This window comes from Arthrobacter sp. ov407, from assembly GCF_900102895.1.
In the GTDB taxonomy this organism is placed as follows: domain Bacteria; phylum Actinomycetota; class Actinomycetes; order Actinomycetales; family Micrococcaceae; genus Arthrobacter.
On the sequence record NZ_FNGD01000016.1, the window covers coordinates 1 to 15,718 of the forward strand.

General features: G+C 66.0%; 14 protein-coding genes. 8 read left to right on the plus strand and 6 right to left on the minus strand.

Features of this window, described 5'->3' with window-relative positions; all coding sequences use genetic code 11:
• The first annotated feature begins 252 nt into the window (after positions 1-252).
• The 5 genes from BLS42_RS17595 (at position 253) to BLS42_RS17615 (ending at position 4,102) form a co-directional block, all read left to right on the plus strand.
• Positions 253-1,116 (plus strand): hypothetical protein, encoded by an 864-nt coding sequence (locus BLS42_RS17595; protein WP_090583516.1) that lies wholly within the window; start codon positions 253-255, stop codon positions 1,114-1,116.
• Between the two features lie 147 nt (positions 1,117-1,263).
• Positions 1,264-1,767 carry an RNA polymerase sigma factor gene (locus BLS42_RS17600; RefSeq protein WP_176803513.1) on the plus strand — a complete coding sequence of 168 codons (504 nt, stop codon included), beginning with the start codon at positions 1,264-1,266 and terminating at the stop codon, positions 1,765-1,767.
• Positions 1,768-2,162: 395 nt separating this feature from the next.
• Complete coding sequence (locus BLS42_RS17605; RefSeq protein ID WP_090583520.1) at positions 2,163-2,531, plus strand: hypothetical protein; 369 nt, start codon at positions 2,163-2,165, stop codon at positions 2,529-2,531.
• A 35-nt stretch (positions 2,532-2,566) separates the two neighbouring features.
• Positions 2,567-3,055 (plus strand): 8-oxo-dGTP diphosphatase, encoded by a 489-nt coding sequence (locus tag BLS42_RS17610; protein WP_090583522.1) that lies wholly within the window; start codon positions 2,567-2,569, stop codon positions 3,053-3,055.
• A 168-nt stretch (positions 3,056-3,223) separates the two neighbouring features.
• Positions 3,224-4,102, plus strand: coding sequence for a hypothetical protein (locus BLS42_RS17615; RefSeq protein WP_090583524.1), 879 nt, complete (start codon positions 3,224-3,226; stop codon positions 4,100-4,102).
• Positions 4,103-4,167: 65 nt separating this feature from the next.
• Here the strand turns inward: BLS42_RS17615 and BLS42_RS17620 are convergent, their stop codons facing one another.
• From BLS42_RS17620 to BLS42_RS17635, 4 genes are all read right to left on the minus strand, one after another.
• Positions 4,168-5,307, minus strand: a complete 1,140-nt coding sequence (locus tag BLS42_RS17620) for a bifunctional 2-methylcitrate synthase/citrate synthase (protein WP_090583526.1) — start codon at positions 5,305-5,307, stop codon at positions 4,168-4,170.
• Positions 5,308-5,369: 62 nt separating this feature from the next.
• The gene (prpB, locus tag BLS42_RS17625; protein WP_090583528.1) at positions 5,370-6,272 is read right to left on the minus strand and encodes a methylisocitrate lyase; all 903 of its coding nucleotides are present in this window, start codon (positions 6,270-6,272) and stop codon (positions 5,370-5,372) included.
• Positions 6,272-7,792: an MmgE/PrpD family protein gene (locus tag BLS42_RS17630; RefSeq protein ID WP_090583530.1), complete on the minus strand. Its 1,521-nt coding sequence runs from the start codon at positions 7,790-7,792 to the stop codon at positions 6,272-6,274. The genes prpB and BLS42_RS17630 overlap by 1 nt, the downstream gene beginning before the upstream one ends.
• Positions 7,785-8,444: a GntR family transcriptional regulator gene (locus BLS42_RS17635; protein WP_090583532.1), complete on the minus strand. Its 660-nt coding sequence runs from the start codon at positions 8,442-8,444 to the stop codon at positions 7,785-7,787. The genes BLS42_RS17630 and BLS42_RS17635 overlap by 8 nt, the downstream gene beginning before the upstream one ends.
• A 189-nt stretch (positions 8,445-8,633) precedes the next feature.
• Between BLS42_RS17635 and BLS42_RS17640 the strand changes: the two genes are divergently transcribed.
• Positions 8,634-10,544, plus strand: a complete 1,911-nt coding sequence (locus BLS42_RS17640; protein WP_090583534.1) for an AMP-binding protein — start codon at positions 8,634-8,636, stop codon at positions 10,542-10,544.
• Positions 10,545-10,571: 27 nt separating this feature from the next.
• Here BLS42_RS17640 and BLS42_RS17645 read toward each other — a convergent pair whose 3' ends face one another.
• Together BLS42_RS17645 and BLS42_RS17650 are read right to left on the minus strand one after the other, a co-directional pair.
• Positions 10,572-11,291 carry a response regulator gene (locus BLS42_RS17645; RefSeq protein WP_090583536.1) on the minus strand — a complete coding sequence of 240 codons (720 nt, stop codon included), beginning with the start codon at positions 11,289-11,291 and terminating at the stop codon, positions 10,572-10,574.
• A complete protein-coding gene (locus BLS42_RS17650; RefSeq protein WP_090583537.1) occupies positions 11,288-13,000 on the minus strand; it encodes a sensor histidine kinase in 1,713 nt (570 codons plus the stop codon). The genes BLS42_RS17645 and BLS42_RS17650 overlap by 4 nt, the downstream gene beginning before the upstream one ends.
• Before the next feature lie 138 nt (positions 13,001-13,138).
• Between BLS42_RS17650 and BLS42_RS17655 the strand changes: the two genes are divergently transcribed.
• A complete protein-coding gene (locus BLS42_RS17655) occupies positions 13,139-14,494 on the plus strand; it encodes a cation:dicarboxylate symporter family transporter (RefSeq protein ID WP_090583538.1) in 1,356 nt (451 codons plus the stop codon).
• Positions 14,495-14,794: 300 nt separating this feature from the next.
• Positions 14,795-15,694, plus strand: a complete 900-nt coding sequence (locus BLS42_RS17660; RefSeq protein WP_090583539.1) for a ParA family protein — start codon at positions 14,795-14,797, stop codon at positions 15,692-15,694.
• Positions 15,695-15,718: the final 24 nt, after the last annotated feature.

Genomic DNA, 15,718 nt, shown 5'->3' on the forward strand with positions numbered 1-15,718 from the left:
CCCGACCTGGAGCTGCCGCCGGACCCTTTCCCGGACTGGCACCAATTCTTGGGCTGGCACGAAATCCCCGCGGCAGAGATGGACGATCCGGGCTGGGAAGCGTCGTTCGATGACCCGTTGCCCGAATGCTTCCAGCTCCAGTGCGCCTGATGGAACGCGTAGCAGCCTGAAGGACATCACGACATCCTGCCAGAATCCTCGCTGCGGGCGGTCGTGTCCATTTCGGCGAAACCTGCCTTTAGAATCAGCTGCATGGGGAAGCTTAATGGGGAGCGGATGCGGATCCTGGCGGAGTTGGCTGAACGCGCGTGGGAGGACCACCGGCTGAAAGTGGAGGCCGCAGACCGACTGGCGGCCGAGCGGTCGGCCGCTGTTTCCGAGGAAAGACTTCAGGCTATCGGTTTGACGCAAGAGTGGCGCCGTGAATCCGCGCTGCATACGGCGAGAATAAGGGATAGGGAACGTGCCCATGAGCGGGCCAAAATAGCGGAAGGCCTCAAATTTTTCGGCACGTTCTCAACGGAAACGCTGATGGACTTCGATCAGGACCTGCAGTCCGACGGGCCATTCGCCGCAGCGATGAGGATCAGTCGCCACGACGGCAAGCCAAAACCGAGCCCCACATATCAGCATGGTGCCACTGAGGGGTTCGTACGCCGCTTCCAGACCGAATTTTCCGGTGAACGCTTCATCCGGGATTTCCTGGCGTTTAGGCCAGCCAATTTTGAGATCATTCTGGACGCATACGTGGCCCTTGAACTGACCGAACACGTCGGCCTTGCCGATCTGGCCGCTGAGAAGTATTCACTGCCGACGGTCGAGGATGTCCTGCTCATCGGGGCGGCTCTCCGTTCGGTCCAGCGCAGTCGGCAGAGCGGTCTGGTGATCGGCACCGGCTACAGCGCCGGGGATGAGATGCATGAACGATGCAGGCATCTTCAGCACCTGACTCCTTATTTCGTCCGCTGGCTCCTCACCGAATCGCCATCCGACCGGGAACTTGTCGCGAAGCTCTTCGAAGGACGCGGGGGCGTTTTCGGATTAACCCTCGAAGGGCTCTCAGCCGACGAATTCCTCAGGGTCCTCCAGCACTACCGGGACCGCCGCAAGTACTAGTGGCGAAGGGGGCGTTTTAACCCCGCTGGACGCAGCGACGCATGGAAATCACGGTTGTGCACTTTCTTTCATGGCCCGTGTAAGAAAGTACCGTTCACAGGACACTAAGGGATCAAGAAGAAGTCATCGTTGTCCGGGGGAAGCACCATGTTGGCTGCCAAAGAGCAAGCGTTCATTGATCTGCACACTCAGCACTCCACGCGGGTATACCGCTATATTGCCTGCCGAATCAGCGACCGGCACCGCGCCGAGGAACTGGCTGCGGACGTCTTCAGAATTGCCTGGGAGAAAGAACTGGCGGAACCGCCCGGCATTGGGTGGCTGTTGGCGACCGCCCGGAACGTGCTGGGCAATGAGTACAAAGGCCGCCGTCGCCGCCAGGAACTTGTCGAACGGCTGAAAGATGATGTCCGTAGCCAAGTCCCCGAGTCAAACGATGAAGAACGGGCCGCCGTGGCGGACGTCCTGGCGCGGCTCAGGGAGCGGGACCGCGAGGTCCTCATGCTCAGCTACTGGGACGAGCTGACCACCGCTGAACTGGCCCAGACTTTGGGATGTTCTTCTTCCGCCGCGGCGGTCCGGCTGCACCGGGCACGCCGGGCATTCGCGAAAGCCGCCCCGGCACATCTCATGACCGAACGGAAGGACTAGCCATGGACCGCATCGAACAGCTCATGAAGGATGCAAAACCTCGGGTGGGAGCGCCAGAGGCAGCGCCGGAAGGCGACTCTGCCCGCTCGATTGCCTTTTCCACGGATCCGAACCTTGTTCGTTTGGCAGGGCGCACTCCGGCACGACGCAATGCCGTGCGGGCTACGGCCGCGACTGTACTGGCCGCTGCCGCTGTGGTTGGCGCAGTGGTTGTTGGCGGCCACTTGATGCCGCAGCCGGCGCCCGGACCGGCCCAGACGGGTATCCCGACGCCGACTGTCTCCGCCAGCCCCTCGCCGGATTCCCCACGCCCATCCACTGCCGCTCCCACCGCCCCTCCCGCAAAAGCGAGTACCGCCGCCGCTGCCTTGAGCACCCGCGGCGTAGACTGCACCATGGCGAACATCGACCAACAACGCAACGACCAGGTTCGGGCTATCAAGGCGGTACCCGCCGCTGAACGGCACTATTACAAAGTGTTGGGCTGTGCCGATGGATGGCTCGCCTACTCGATTTCCGATGCAGGCGTCCGGGCACTCCAGCTAGACGGCGGCAATGCCTGGTACAAGATTGCCAGGCTGCAGAACGGCCGTTTCCTCTGCGATGTCCGGCAGGAGTGGGCCAGCGTCTTCAACTGGGAGTTCCAGGCGACGAACAATCAGGGACTCACTGCCCAGCAGGCCATGGACAAGGAATTCGCGGACAAGGGGATTCCCGTCGAACTGCGGCCGGAGCTTGTAGGCGATGGTCCGGCAGCCGGATAGCGTCGGCAGCCTGCGGCCGCTATAGGGTTGAGCACATGAAGCTCACGCCAGTCACGCTCTGCTTCCCAATCCGTGACGCAGAGACCGGCACCGAGGTGCTGCTGGGCCTGAAAAGGACCGGATTCGGCATCGGCAAGATCGTGGGCATCGGCGGCCACGTCGAGCCGGGGGAGAGCGACGCCGAGGCAGTGGTCCGCGAGGTCTGGGAAGAGACCGGCATCGTGGTGCTCCAAGAGGACTTGGCCCATGCCGGCGTCGTCGAGTTCATCTTTCCCGCCCGGGCCGAGTGGAACATGTCGTGCCGGCTCTTCACCACCCGGCGGTGGGACGGCGAACCCGTCGAGAGCCCGGAAATCACGCCCGAGTGGTTCGATACCGCGACGTTGCCGCTGGAACGGATGTGGCAGGATGCGGGGCATTGGCTGCCCCCGGCGCTGGCAGGGGAAACGATCGACGTTGTCGTGGTCCTCAACGACGACAACGAGACCGTTGCGTCGGTCCGGTATCCCTCACCGCGGAGGTGAGCATTGGGTTTCCGCTCCGCAGAATTCCGTGACTGAATCGTGATGCCGGGAGTGCCGGGAATGCCGCGGCCTGGCCGGTAGCCTGAGGGGCGAACATTGCGCCGCGGCGATCCACGCACTTTCATCGCACACCGGCGAGCGGCACACCGGCTATTTTGGGGGCACGGCATGAAATCGAACCATCACGACCTTCCGGGCACGGATCCTTACGACGACGAACCGTCCCAGGACACCCGGGCACGTCGGCGCTGGCCATGGGCGGCCGCGGTCGTTGCCCTCGCACTGGCGGCTGTCGGTGGCGGCATCGCCGTGGCCGGCAACATGGGCACCGCGAAGCCGGCCCCCGTTGCGGCCTCGACGGCTTCGACGGCCGCGGTGACCGCACCGACAGCATCCGCTGCCGTTACGACGACGCCGTCGCCCACCACCGCGACGCCGGTGGCTGTGACGCCGTCGGCAACAACGGCCCCCGCAACGGACGGGGCGGTCAGCGGAGTCGAAAACGGGCGATACGTTAGCGCCTCGGCCGGGGTCTCGTTCAACTTGCCCGACCGCTGGACGGTAGAGGAAATGAAGGGCGGGTCCGCCGAGTATCCGGGTGCCAAAATCATCGTCTTCAACGAAGCCAGGATGCAGGTGGCCGAGCTTTACAACGGCGCCACCGGCGGAGTTGGCGGCGCCTGCGGTCCGGGTCCCTACAAGATGACGGAACTCGACACAGCGCCGGCCCTGGATACGCCGTGGGCCAAGGCAAGGGGCGTGCGGTTTTCCTACCGCGTCCTGGATCTGCGGGCAGACGGCGGCGCCTTCGACTACCAGGTTGGCCTGGTCGACAACGTGAGCGGACAACTGAAGGACAGCTGCATGATGTTCTCCTTCGTGTCCGGTGCGCCCAAGGGCACGCTGTCCTTCGCCGACCGGACCTCCCAAAGCCAGAGGCATGATGACCCCGTCTTCAACTCGCTGGCCGAAGCCAAGGACTACATGCGGACCCCGGAGTACAAGAAGCTCAAGACCATGATCGTCAGCCTGCAGATGCAGGACTAGCAACAAAAAGCGCGGGCCGTCCACCTTCAAGTGGTGGACGGCCCGTGCTTTTTTGCTGGCAACTGCTACGCCAGGTGCCGTTCGTCGACGCCGTTGTACTCGCTCAAGGGACGGATCAGGGAGTTCGAATCCAGCTGCTCCATGACGTGCGCCGTCCAGCCGGTGATGCGGCTGGCGACGAACAGGGGAGTGAAGGTGGCGGTGTCGAAGCCCATGAGGTGGTACGTGGGTCCGGTCGGATAGTCGAGGTTCGGTTTGATCCCCTTCGCCTCGTCCATCGCCGTCTCGAGCCCGTTGTAGAGGCCCAGCAGCTCGGGCCGGCCGTAGTGCGCGATCATCTTATCCAGCGCAGACTTCATGGTGGGGACGCGGGAGTCGCCGTGCTTGTAGACGCGGTGGCCGAAGCCCATGACCTTCTTCTTGTGTGCCAGGGCGTTTTCCATCCAGGCCTTGGCCCGGACGTGAGCGTCCTCCAGTGACTCCTCCGGCCGAATCCCGATCTCGTCAAAGGTGTGCATGACGGCCTCATTGGCACCGCCGTGCAGCGAGCCTTTGAGGGCGCCGATGGCGCCGGTCACGGCCGAGTGCAGGTCCGAGAGCGTGGAGGTGATCACCCGGGCCGTGAAGGTGGAGGCATTGAACGAGTGCTCGGCGTACAAAATCATGGACACGTTGAACGCGTCAACCACCTCGGGGACGGCCTCCTCGCCGAAGGTCATCCAGAGGAAGTTGGCGTCGTAGCCCAGGTCGTCGCGGGGCTCCACGAGGTCCAGGCCGTGACGGCGGCGCTGGTCGTAGGCCACGACGGCGGGCATCGCGGCGAACAGGTCAACGGCCTTGACCAGGTTGGCTTCGCGCGAGGAATCCTCCGCCAACGGGTGCCGGGCCCCCATAACCGACGTGGCAGTTCGGCAGACATCCATGGGGTGCGCGGTGGTGGGCAGCGCATCGATCACTTGCTTGACAACCGGATCCAGGGCGCGCCCCGTGCGTTCCCGGGCGGTGAACTCCGCCAGTTGCTCCGCGCTGGGCAGCTCGCCGTTCCAGAGCAGGTACGCGACTTCCTCGAAACTGCACTTGGCAGCCAGTTCCTGCACGGGGTAGCCGCGGTACAGCAGCGAGTTGGTGTCCGGGTTGACCTTGGAAACCGCGGTGTAGTCCACCACGACGCCGGCGAGGCCCTTTTTGATGTCCTGTTCAGCCATGCTGAAACTCCTTTGTTCCTAACGCTTGTATACCGGCACGTGCCGGAGGTTCTGTGCGGGGCTTACTTACCGGGGATCTGGAAATTAAAAACTCCGGTATCGAAACGGTTGTAAGCCTCGTAATCAACGAGATCGTACAAACGCGCACGGGTCAGCATGCTTCCAACCTGTGCCTCCTGGGTTCCGTCGGCCTTAATCGATTCCAGAGTACGCTCCGCAGCGCCCATGGCACTACGGAGCAGCGTCACCGGATAAATCACCATATTGACGCCGACACCGGCCAGCTCCTCCACGGTGTACAGGGCACTTTGGCCGAATTCGGTCATGTTGGCCAGGATCGGCACGTCGACGGCGTCGCGGATGGCCTGAAACTCAGCCAGGTCCTTCATCGCCTCGGGGAAAATCGCGTCCGCACCGGCCTCGACCAGGGCCCTGGCGCGCTCCTGCGTGGCCTGTAGCCCATCGGTGGCGCGGATGTCGGTCCGGGCCATGATCAGGAAGTTCGGGTCACGCCGGGCGTCGGCCGCGGCCCGGATCCGCTTCGTGGCGGTGTCCAGGTCCACGACGTTCTTGCCGTCGAGGTGGCCGCAGCGCTTGGGGTTGAACTGGTCCTCGATGTGGCAGCCGGCCAGGCCGGCGTTCTCAAGCTCCTGGACCGAACGAGCCACGTTCATGGGCTCGCCGAAGCCGGTGTCGGCGTCGACGATTGCCGGCAGGTCCGTCATCCGGGCGATCTGCCCGGCGCGGGTGGCCACCTCGGTGAGGGTGGTCAGCCCGATGTCTGGCAGGCCGAGGTCATTGGCGAGGACGGCACCGGAAATGTATACCCCGGCGAAGCCCTTCTCCTCGATCAGCCGCGCCGAGAGCGGGTTGAACGCGCCGGGGAACTGGGCGATGGTGCCGGACGCGAGGAGTTCGCGGAACCGGATCCGCTTCTGCTCCGGCGTGACTTTCGAATACAGCATTAGAAGAGTCCCTTCGGTGCGGCGGCGAGGTCGATCACGCCGTCGGCCGCCCGGATGTTCAGCTGGTCCAGCTCGCCGGCGGCGAGCTGGGGGAGCCGGGAGGCAGCGGAGAGGAAGCGCTCGATCTCCTCGTCGGCCACCAGGCCGGCGGCGAGGGTGCGGAACTTGTTGACGTACTGCTCCCGCGCGAACGGGCGGGCGCCCAGCGGGTGGGCATCGGCGACCGCAATGTCATCGGTGATGACGGTGCCGTCCTTGAGCGTAATCTCCACGGTGCCGCCGAAGGCCTTCTCGGCGATGTCCAGGGAGTGGTAGCGCCGGGTCCATTCCGGGTCCTCGACCGTGGTGACCTTGTGCCAGAGTTCCACGGTGTCGGGGCGGGCGGCGCGTTCCGGGGCGTAGGAGTCCACGTGGTGCCAGGTGCCGTCCTGCAGGGCGACGGTGAAAATGTACGGGATCGAGTGGTCCAGCGTCTCGCGGCTGGCCGTGGGATCGTACTTCTGCGGGTCGTTGGCGCCGGAGCCGATCACGTAGTGGGTGTGGTGGCTGGTCTTGATCAGCACGGAAGCGACGTTGGCCGGGTCGGTGACCTCGGGGTGTTCGCCGTGGAGTTTGCGGGCGAGGTCGATCCACGCCTGGGCCTGGTATTCGGCCGAGTGTTCCTTGGTGTACGTGTCCATGATGGCCCGCTTGGCCTCGCCGGCTTCGGGCAGCGGCACGGTGTAGGAGGCGTCCGGGCCGTCCAGCATCCAGGCGATCACGCCGTCTTCACCTTCGTAGATCGGCACCGGGGAGGTCTGGCCGCGCATCGCGCGGTCCGCGGATTCGACGGCCATCTTGCCGGCGAACGCGGGGGCGTGGGCCTTCCACGTGGAGATTTCGCCCTTGCGGGACTGCCGGGTAGCGGTGGTGGTGTGCAGGCCCTGGCCGACAGACTGGAAGATGGTCTCGACGTCGAGTCCCAGCAGGGTGCCGATGCCGGCGGCGGCGGAGGGGCCGAGGTGCGCCACGTGGTCGATCTTGTGCTTGTGCAGGCAGATGGCCTTGACCAGGCTGACCTGGATCTCGTAGCCGGTGGCAATGCCGCGGATCAGGTCCTTGCCGCTGGAACCGACGTGCTGGGCGACGGCCAGGATCGGCGGGATGTTGTCGCCCGGGTGCGAGTAGTCCGCGGCCAGGAAGGTGTCGTGGTAGTCGAGTTCGCGGACCGCGACGCCGTTGGCCCAAGCAGCCCATTCGGGGGAGACGCGTTCCTCGATGCCGAAGACCTTGGAGCCCTTGCCGCCGGTGCTGGGGCCGTGGGTGAGGGCCTGGGCCCGGGCAGCGACGATCGGGGCACGGTTCAGGGACGCGATCGCCACCGAGGCGTTGTCGATGATCCGGTTGATCACCATATCGGTGACCTCATCGGTGACATCCACGGGATCCGCGGCGACCTTGGCGATCTTGTAGGCGAGCTGGTCCTCGCGGCCCAGGTTTTCCTCGCTCTTGTAAACGCGGACGTGGTGTTCCTTAACCATGGTGCTCCTTTTGCTGAGGTGTATGGGTGGCTTTGACGTGCGAAAGACTGCGGTGCAGGTGAAGCGTGGTGGCGGCCTCGGCCAGCCGCGGGTTGCCGGCGGCGATCGCCTCGGCGATGGCGGCGTGCTCGGCGGCGGCGGCGGTGAGCCGTGCGGCGTCGTCGGCGGCCAGGCGCCGGACGCGCACGAGGTGGACGCGGAGGCTGCGCATGGCCTGGACGAGATAGGCGTTGGAGATTGCGGCGTCAATGGCCGCGTCCAGCCGTCCGACCAGCCCGTAGTAGTCGTGCAGGGCCGGATCCTGCCCGCCGATCAGTTCCGGGGCCTGGAGCAGTTCGCGCCGGAGCTGTTCGAACGTCGCGGGGTCTCCGCGCTCGGCGGCCAGGGCGGCGGCCCTGCCCTCGAGGGTCTCGCGCAGTTCGAACAGTTCATCGATGTCGTCCAGGGAAATGTCGGTCACGACGACGCCGCGGCCGCCCGCCGTCGTCGTCAGGCCTTCGGCGGTGAGCCGGCTCAGGGCCTCACGCAGCGGGGTGCGGGAGATGCCGAGACGCCCAGACTGTTCCACCTCCGCCAGCACGGTTCCGGGCAGGAGGCGCCATTCGATGATGTCGTCGCGCAGGGCCGCGTAGGCCTTGTCGCTGGCGCGCATCCTGCCTCCTTCGGTGGTGGCTCTGTAAGGGTGGAACATCAACAGTGTATACACGCAGGAGAGCTTTGCCCAGCAATTGGCGCCCACAGTAGGGAAATGGGCCAGCTGTGTATACAGAGACCCTTGTATCGCCGGTCCGCCCCGGTCTACCATGGGCTGCAACACAACGTCGTGGACAGGATGTACGTCATGGTCACCAAGAGCTACCAGGCCGCCTACCAGCGGAGCCTGGACCATCCCGCAGAGTTCTGGCTGGAGGCCGCGGGCGGGATCTCCTGGCAGACGCCACCGCGGCAGGCCCTCGATCCAAGCCGGGCGCCGCTCTACGACTGGTTTCCGGACGGTGTTCTGAACACGTCCTACAACGCCCTCGACCGGCACGTCGCCCAGGGCAGGGGTGCCCAGGACGCCCTGGTCTACGACTCCGCGATGTTGGGCATCCGGCAGAGCTACACGTATGCGGAGCTGACGGACCTCGTGGCCCGGTTCGCCGGTGTCCTGCGCCGGAGCGGCGTCGGCAAGGGCGACCGCGTGGTGATCTACATGCCGATGATCCCGGAGGCTGCGATCGCGATGCTGGCCACCGCGCGGCTCGGCGCCGTGCACTCGGTCGTGTTCGGCGGGTTCGCCCCCAAGGAACTTGCCGCCCGCATCCGCGACGCCGCGCCTGCCGCGGTGGTGACGGCGTCCGGCGGCATCGAGCCGTCGCGCCGTATTGAATACCTGCCCGCCGTCGCCGAGGCTCTCGGCATCGCCGGCGCCCCGGACACCCCAGTGCTGGTCAAGGCCAGGGAAGGCTTCGCCTCGACGGTGGCCTCCATGGCGGCCGAACAGCCCGGGTGGCTCGACTGGGACGCCGAGATGGCCTCCGCCGCGCCTGCCGCGCCGGTGGATGTCGCGGCCACGGATCCGCTGTACATCCTCTACACCTCGGGCACCACCGGGGCGCCGAAGGGCGTGGTGCGGGACAACGGCGGCCATGCCGTAGCCCTGAAGTGGACCATGGAAAACATCTACGACGTCGGCCCCGGGGACGTCATGTGGACCGCCTCGGACGTCGGCTGGGTGGTGGGCCACTCCTACATTGTGTACGGGCCGCTGCTTGCCGGCGCTACCACGGTGCTGTACGAAGGTAAGCCGGTGGGGACGCCCGACGCCGGTGCGTTCTGGCGGGTCATCCAGGACCACAAGGTCAACGTGCTGTTCACCGCGCCCACCGCGCTGCGCGCCATCCGCAAAGCCGACCCTGAGGCGCACATGCTCGAAAAATACGACATTTCCAGCCTGCGGACCCTGTTCGCGGCCGGCGAGCGGCTGGACACCGACACTTTCCACTGGGCTTCCCGGGTCCTCGGCGTTCCGGTGGTCGATCACTGGTGGCAGACCGAGACGGGCTGGGCCATCTGCGCCAACCCCCGCGGCCTCGACGGGCTGCCGATCAAGGCCGGCTCGCCGAGCGTCCCGATGCCCGGCTTCCGGCTCAACATCGTCGACGGCGCGGGCGGGGACGTCGAGGCCGGCACGGAAGGGAACATCGTCCTTGGCCTGCCGCTGCCGCCCGGCACCCTGACCACGCTCTGGCGCAACGACCAACGCTACATTTCCTCCTACCTGCAGGCGTTCGATGGCTACTACGCCACTGGCGACTCCGGCTACCGGGACGAGGACGGCTATGTCTTTGTCATGGGCCGAACCGACGACATCATCAACGTCGCCGGACACCGGCTCTCCACCGGCGCCATGGAACAGGTGATCGGCCAACACCCGGCGGTCGCCGAATGCGCGGTGATCGGCCTCGCCGACCCGCTCAAGGGCCAGCGTCCCAGCGGCTACGTGGTCCTCAAATCCGGTGTGGACGTTGAGGAGGACATTCTGGCCAAGGATTTGATCGCCCTGGTCCGGCGCGACATCGGGGCCGTGGCGGACTTCAAGCACGTCACCGTCGTGGAGGCCCTGCCCAAGACCCGTTCTGGAAAGATCCTGCGCAAGACCATGCGCCAGATTGCCGACGGCGAGAACTACGTGGTGCCGTCCACAATCGAGGACGCCGGCGTGATCGACCGGCTGCTCGAATCCCTGCGCCCCGCCAATCCGGAGTGACCGGGTCAGCCTGACGGCGCTGCGCGGTTAGGGCCGCGGCCGGTTCCAGCGGTATTCGTTCTCCGGCCGGCCGGGGGCGCCGTAGCGTGCGGCGCGGGAGACCGTTCCGGCGTCGGCGAGGTATTCGAGGTAGCGCCGGGCGGTGACCCGGGACATGCCGAGCGCCTCCATGACCTCGCTGGCCGAGACCGCCCCGTCCTGCTCTTTGATGTAGTCCTGGACTGATTCGAGTGTGGACACGGCCAGGCCCTTGGGCAGCGACACTTCGGACGGGGCACGCAGGCTGGCGAAGGCCTGGTCCACATCGCTTTGCGACGCCCGGGCCCCGGCCACGCCGGCCTGGGGCGGAGCCAGCTGCTCGCGGAACTGCCGGTAGCTGGCGAGTTTGTCCGCAAACGTTGCGTAAGTGAACGGCTTGATCAGGTACTGGACCACGCCGGTGGCCACCGCGCTGCGCACAATATTCAGTTCTCGCACGGCGGTGATGGCGATGATGTCCGCGAAGAGCCCGGCCGCCCGCATCCGGCGTGCGATGTCGAGTCCGTGCAGGTCCGGGAGGTTCATGTCCAGCAGTACCAGTTCCACCGGATTGCCCGCCGCTGCGAAATCCGTGAGCAGGCGCAGGGCGGACTGCCCGTCCGGCGCGGAGCCCGCCAGGGTGAAACCGTCCAGCCTTTCGATATAGGCGGCGTGCGCCGCGGCGGCGATGGGCTCGTCTTCGACGACGAGCACCCGGATCTCGCTCATGGCTGTCCCTCTGTTGTGACCGGCAGCGTGACGCGGAACAGCGCCCCGGCCGGACTGGTGATTGTCATGGTACCGCCCAGCCGCTGCACGGCCTGGCGGACCAGGGCCAGGCCAAGGCCCCGTCCGAACGGTCCCGACGCCTTGGTGCTGAAGCCGTGCCGGAAGACGTCGTCCACGGCCGAGGGGTCGATCCCGGGGCCGCTGTCCTCCACCGTGATCTCCAGGGCGGACCCGGTGGTCTCGACGGTCAGCTCCACGAGCCGGGGCGCCGGCGCCTCGGCCGCGGCGTCGATGGCGTTGTCCAGCAAGTTTCCAAGGATGGCCACGAGGTCCTGCACAGCCAGTCCAGTCACGGCCGTGGAGCCGGAAGTGTTCAGGATCAGTTCGACGCCGCGCTCATGCGCCTCGGCTGCCTTGCCCATGATCAGGGCGCCGAGCACGGGTTCCTCGATGGAACTCACAAGGTCATCCGTCAGGCGCTGGCTCAGTTCCATGTCCTTCGTGGCGAAGTCCAGCGCCTCGGGCGCCCGCCCCAGTTCCATGAGCGAGACGATCGTGTGGAGGCGGTTGGCATGCTCGTGGGTCTGGGCACGAAGGGCGTCGGAAAGCGTGCGCATGGTTTCCAGTTCGCTGCCGAGGGATTCGATTTCGGTGCGGTCACGGATGGTGGCCACCGTGCCATAGACAGGAGTGCCGTACACATGCGCCCCGGAAGCCGCTCCCCGCTGGCGTCCTGCGGCGGATGCAGGGCCCACCGCAGGGCCCTGGTTGACCACCAGGACCCGGGACTCGGTCAGATGGATCTCATCGAGGGCGGTCCGCCCGGATTCGAAGAGTTCCTTGAGGCTGGGTGCAAGCGGCAAGTCCGCGAGGGATGGCGCCGTCTGGCGGCCGCCTCCCGCAGCCCCGGCAGCGTCGGCGCCGGCAGCGCCCATACCTTCAGCGGGAACGCCGTCGCTTGACTGCTTCGGCAACCCCAGCAGTTCGGCGGCTTGGTCGTTGTACATCACCACTTTGCCCTTGGTGTCGATCAGAATCACGCCCTCACGCACCGAGTGAAGCACCGATTCGTAGTACGCGAAGAGCTGGCCCAGCTGCTCCGGACCCCAGCCGCCGGTCACCCGGCGCAGGTATCGCCCCAGGAGCCAAGATGCCACCGAACCGCCTACCAGCAGCGCCAGGGCGATGGCCAGCACCGCCGGGAGCCTGCCGGAGACTGCCACATCCACCGTCCGGACCGTCACGCCCGCGGCTACGAGCGCCCGCACCTTGCCGTCGGCATCCTTGACCGGGGCGATGGTGCGAACGGACGGGCCGAGCGTGCCGGCCGTGACCTCCGTCAACACCTGGCCGTTGAGGGCCGCGTCAATGGAACCGATATACGGTTTGCCCAGTTCCTCATCCCGTGGATGGGTCCACCGCGTGCGGTCCGGGGCCATGATCGTGACGAAATCCGCGTCGGCATCCTTCATGATCTTCAGGGCATACGGCTGGAGCAGAGCTGACGGGTCGGCGGCGCTCGCCGCCTGCAGGACGAAGGGGGCGTCGGCCACCGTCGTGGCGATGCCGGCCATCCGGCGTCCGGCCTCCTCATAGGCGTGGTCCCGCGCGTCGACGAACGCGGCCGTGCCGACGATGGCCGTCAGGGCCACCACGAACAGCAACTGGGCCACAAACAGCCTGCGGGCGATGCTCCAACGCTGGATCATCAACACCTTCCATGACCAATATGAACGCAACAGTGATGCGCGTCACCTCGTCATCAATGATGGGGTTACACACAAGAACGGACGTGAGCGGACCACAGCCTGGACCGCACCAAGTCCAGCCTATCCAAGGAGAACACCATGGCCTCTCAACGAGGAGAGTCAGCAGGAACGGCGACGCCGGCCAAAAAGCGCAAGGGGCTGGACAAGTCCCACTACCTTTACATCGCAGTCATCGTCGCCGTGATTGCGGGTGCCGTTGTCGGGCTGTTGTTCCCCGAGGTCGGCAAGTCCCTCAAGCCGCTGGGCGACGGCTTCATCAAGCTCATCAAGATGATGATCGCGCCCGTGATCTTCTGCACGATCGTGCTGGGCATCGGATCCATCGCCAAGGCCGCCACAGTCGGCAAGGTCGGCGGCCTGGCGCTCGGCTACTTCGTCGTCATGTCCACCTTCGCCCTGGCGATCGGCCTCGTGGTGGGCAACCTGATCCACCCGGGCGAGGGCCTCAAGCTCGCCCCCTATGATCCGAACAAGAAGGCGGCGGTCGACAGCACCGTTGACTTCCTGCTTGGCATCATCCCGGGCGACATGCCGGTGTTGCCGACGCTCCTCGCCGCGATCCTGGTCGGCTTCGCCCTGCAGAAGATGGGCCCGCAGGGAGCCCCGATCCTCAAGGCCGTCGGCTACGGACAGGCCCTGGTGTTCCGCATCCTCATCATGATCATGTGGCTGGCCCCGGTCGGAGCCTTCGGTGCGATCGCCGCAGTTGTCGGTGCCACCGGCTTCCAGGCCATCATCAGCATGGCGACCCTGATGGGCGCCTTCTACATCACCTGCGCGCTGTTCATCGTCGTGATCCTCGGCGGCCTGCTCAAGGCGGTCGCAGGCGTCAGCATCTTCAAGCTCATGAAGTACCTGGGCCGCGAATATCTGCTGATCTTCTCCACCTCCTCCTCCGAAGCCGCGCTGCCCCGCCTGATCGCGAAGATGGAACACCTCGGCGTGTCCAAGCCGGTCGTCGGTGTCACCGTCCCCACCGGCTACTCCTTCAACCTTGACGGCACCGCCATCTACCTGACCATGGCCGCGCTCTTTGTCGCCAACGCCATGGGCACCCCGCTGGACCTCGGCGCCCAGATTTCCCTGCTGATCTTCATGATCATCGCCTCCAAGGGTGCCGCCGGCGTCACCGGCGCCGGCCTGGCCACCCTGGCCGCCGGACTCCAGGCGCATGCACCGCAGCTGCTGGGCGGCGTGGGCATGATCGTCGGCATCGACCGGTTCATGTCCGAGGCCCGGGCCCTGACCAACTTCACCGGCAACGCCGTCGCCACGGTGCTGATCGGCACCTGGGTCAAGGAGATCGACGGCGGACGCGTGGACCGTGTCCTCGCCGGTGCCGAGCCGTTCGACGAAGAGACCATGCTCGCCGGCCACACCGGTGTGCAGGACGCCATCGAAGAACCGGCGCAGCCGGTCCCCGCCTACGCGTAGAACCGACCCCGCCTGAGCCGATAACCACGGAAAACTGCCCGGACGCCCGCCAGCGTCCGGGCAGTTTTCTGCCGGACCGGCCAGGGCCCGCCGACGCCCCGGTCTGCGACACCCGTTCCACTACATGCATGAACCTTCGACTTCTACTCGAAGGTAAAGGCTCAGATGACGGCGGTTGTCAAGGTCCGGCGAATACCGTGTCGGGCGCTGTAACCTTGGGAGGAACGCGCTGGGCTCTGGGAGCCCAGAGGCGCAATATGAAGCACGACAATCACCGTCATCGAAAGTGTGGATAGATACGTGAGCAGCGAACAGGGTTCAGCAACTCTGGAAGGCACCGAACTCGATCTGGAAGACGCCGTCATGGGCCCCACCGGGCGGCCCCATCGCGACTTTCCGGAGCCCGCACCGCTGTCTTCCCACGGTCCTGCGCGGGTCATCGCCATGGTGAACCAGAAGGGCGGGGTGGGCAAAACCACGTCCACCATCAACCTCGCCGCAGCCTTGGCCGAATACGGCCGCCGCGTGCTCCTGGTCGACTTCGATCCGCAGGGCGCCCTGTCCGCCGGCCTGGGCACGAACCCGCACGAGCTCGACCTCACCGTGTACAACGTGCTGATGGACCGCAAGGTGGACATCCGCGACGCCATTCAGAAGACCGGCGTGGAAAACGTAGATCTGCTCCCGGCCAATATCGACCTCTCCGCCGCCGAGGTGCAGCTGGTCAACGAAGTGGCCCGCGAGCAGGTCCTGGACCGGGCGCTGAAAAAGGTCGAGGACGACTACGACGTCGTCCTGATTGACTGCCAGCCCTCACTCGGCCTCCTCACCGTCAACGCGCTGACTGCCGCCCACGGCGTCATCATCCCGCTGATCTGTGAATTCTTCGCCCTGCGCGCCGTGGCGCTGCTCGTGGAAACCATCGACAAGGTCCAGGACCGCCTCAATCCGCGCCTGCAGGTCGACGGCGTGCTCGCCACGATGTACGACGCGCGGACCCTTCACGGTCGCGAGGTTATCGCCCGGCTGGTGGAGGCCTTCGGCGACAAGGTCTTCGAAACCGTCATCAAGCGCTCCATCAAGTTTGCCGACGCCACGGTCGCGGCCGAGCCCATCACAACCTACGCGGGCAACCACGTCGGTGCCGACGCCTACCGCCGCCTGGCCAAAGAGCTGATCTCGCGCGGCGGCGCGCCCTAACCAGGATCGTGGCAGGCGCCTCCT

Bases quoted from the DNA above. Each gene is read 5' to 3' on its own strand.
- BLS42_RS17620 (WP_090583526.1), bottom strand. From the start codon at position 5,307: ATGGCTGAACAGGACATCAAAAAGGGCCTCGCCGGCGTCGTGGTGGAC.
- BLS42_RS17595 (WP_090583516.1), top strand. From the start codon at position 253: ATGGGGAAGCTTAATGGGGAGCGGATGCGGATCCTGGCGGAGTTGGCT.
- BLS42_RS17655 (WP_090583538.1), top strand. From the start codon at position 13,139: ATGGCCTCTCAACGAGGAGAGTCAGCAGGAACGGCGACGCCGGCCAAA.
- BLS42_RS17600 (WP_176803513.1), top strand. From the start codon at position 1,264: ATGTTGGCTGCCAAAGAGCAAGCGTTCATTGATCTGCACACTCAGCAC.
- BLS42_RS17610 (WP_090583522.1), top strand. From the start codon at position 2,567: ATGAAGCTCACGCCAGTCACGCTCTGCTTCCCAATCCGTGACGCAGAG.
- BLS42_RS17615 (WP_090583524.1), top strand. From the start codon at position 3,224: ATGAAATCGAACCATCACGACCTTCCGGGCACGGATCCTTACGACGAC.
- BLS42_RS17635 (WP_090583532.1), bottom strand. From the start codon at position 8,444: ATGCGCGCCAGCGACAAGGCCTACGCGGCCCTGCGCGACGACATCATC.
- BLS42_RS17645 (WP_090583536.1), bottom strand. From the start codon at position 11,291: ATGAGCGAGATCCGGGTGCTCGTCGTCGAAGACGAGCCCATCGCCGCC.
- BLS42_RS17640 (WP_090583534.1), top strand. From the start codon at position 8,634: ATGGTCACCAAGAGCTACCAGGCCGCCTACCAGCGGAGCCTGGACCAT.
- BLS42_RS17605 (WP_090583520.1), top strand. From the start codon at position 2,163: ATGGCGAACATCGACCAACAACGCAACGACCAGGTTCGGGCTATCAAG.
- BLS42_RS17630 (WP_090583530.1), bottom strand. From the start codon at position 7,792: ATGGTTAAGGAACACCACGTCCGCGTTTACAAGAGCGAGGAAAACCTG.
- BLS42_RS17650 (WP_090583537.1), bottom strand. From the start codon at position 13,000: ATGATCCAGCGTTGGAGCATCGCCCGCAGGCTGTTTGTGGCCCAGTTG.
- prpB (WP_090583528.1), bottom strand. From the start codon at position 6,272: ATGCTGTATTCGAAAGTCACGCCGGAGCAGAAGCGGATCCGGTTCCGC.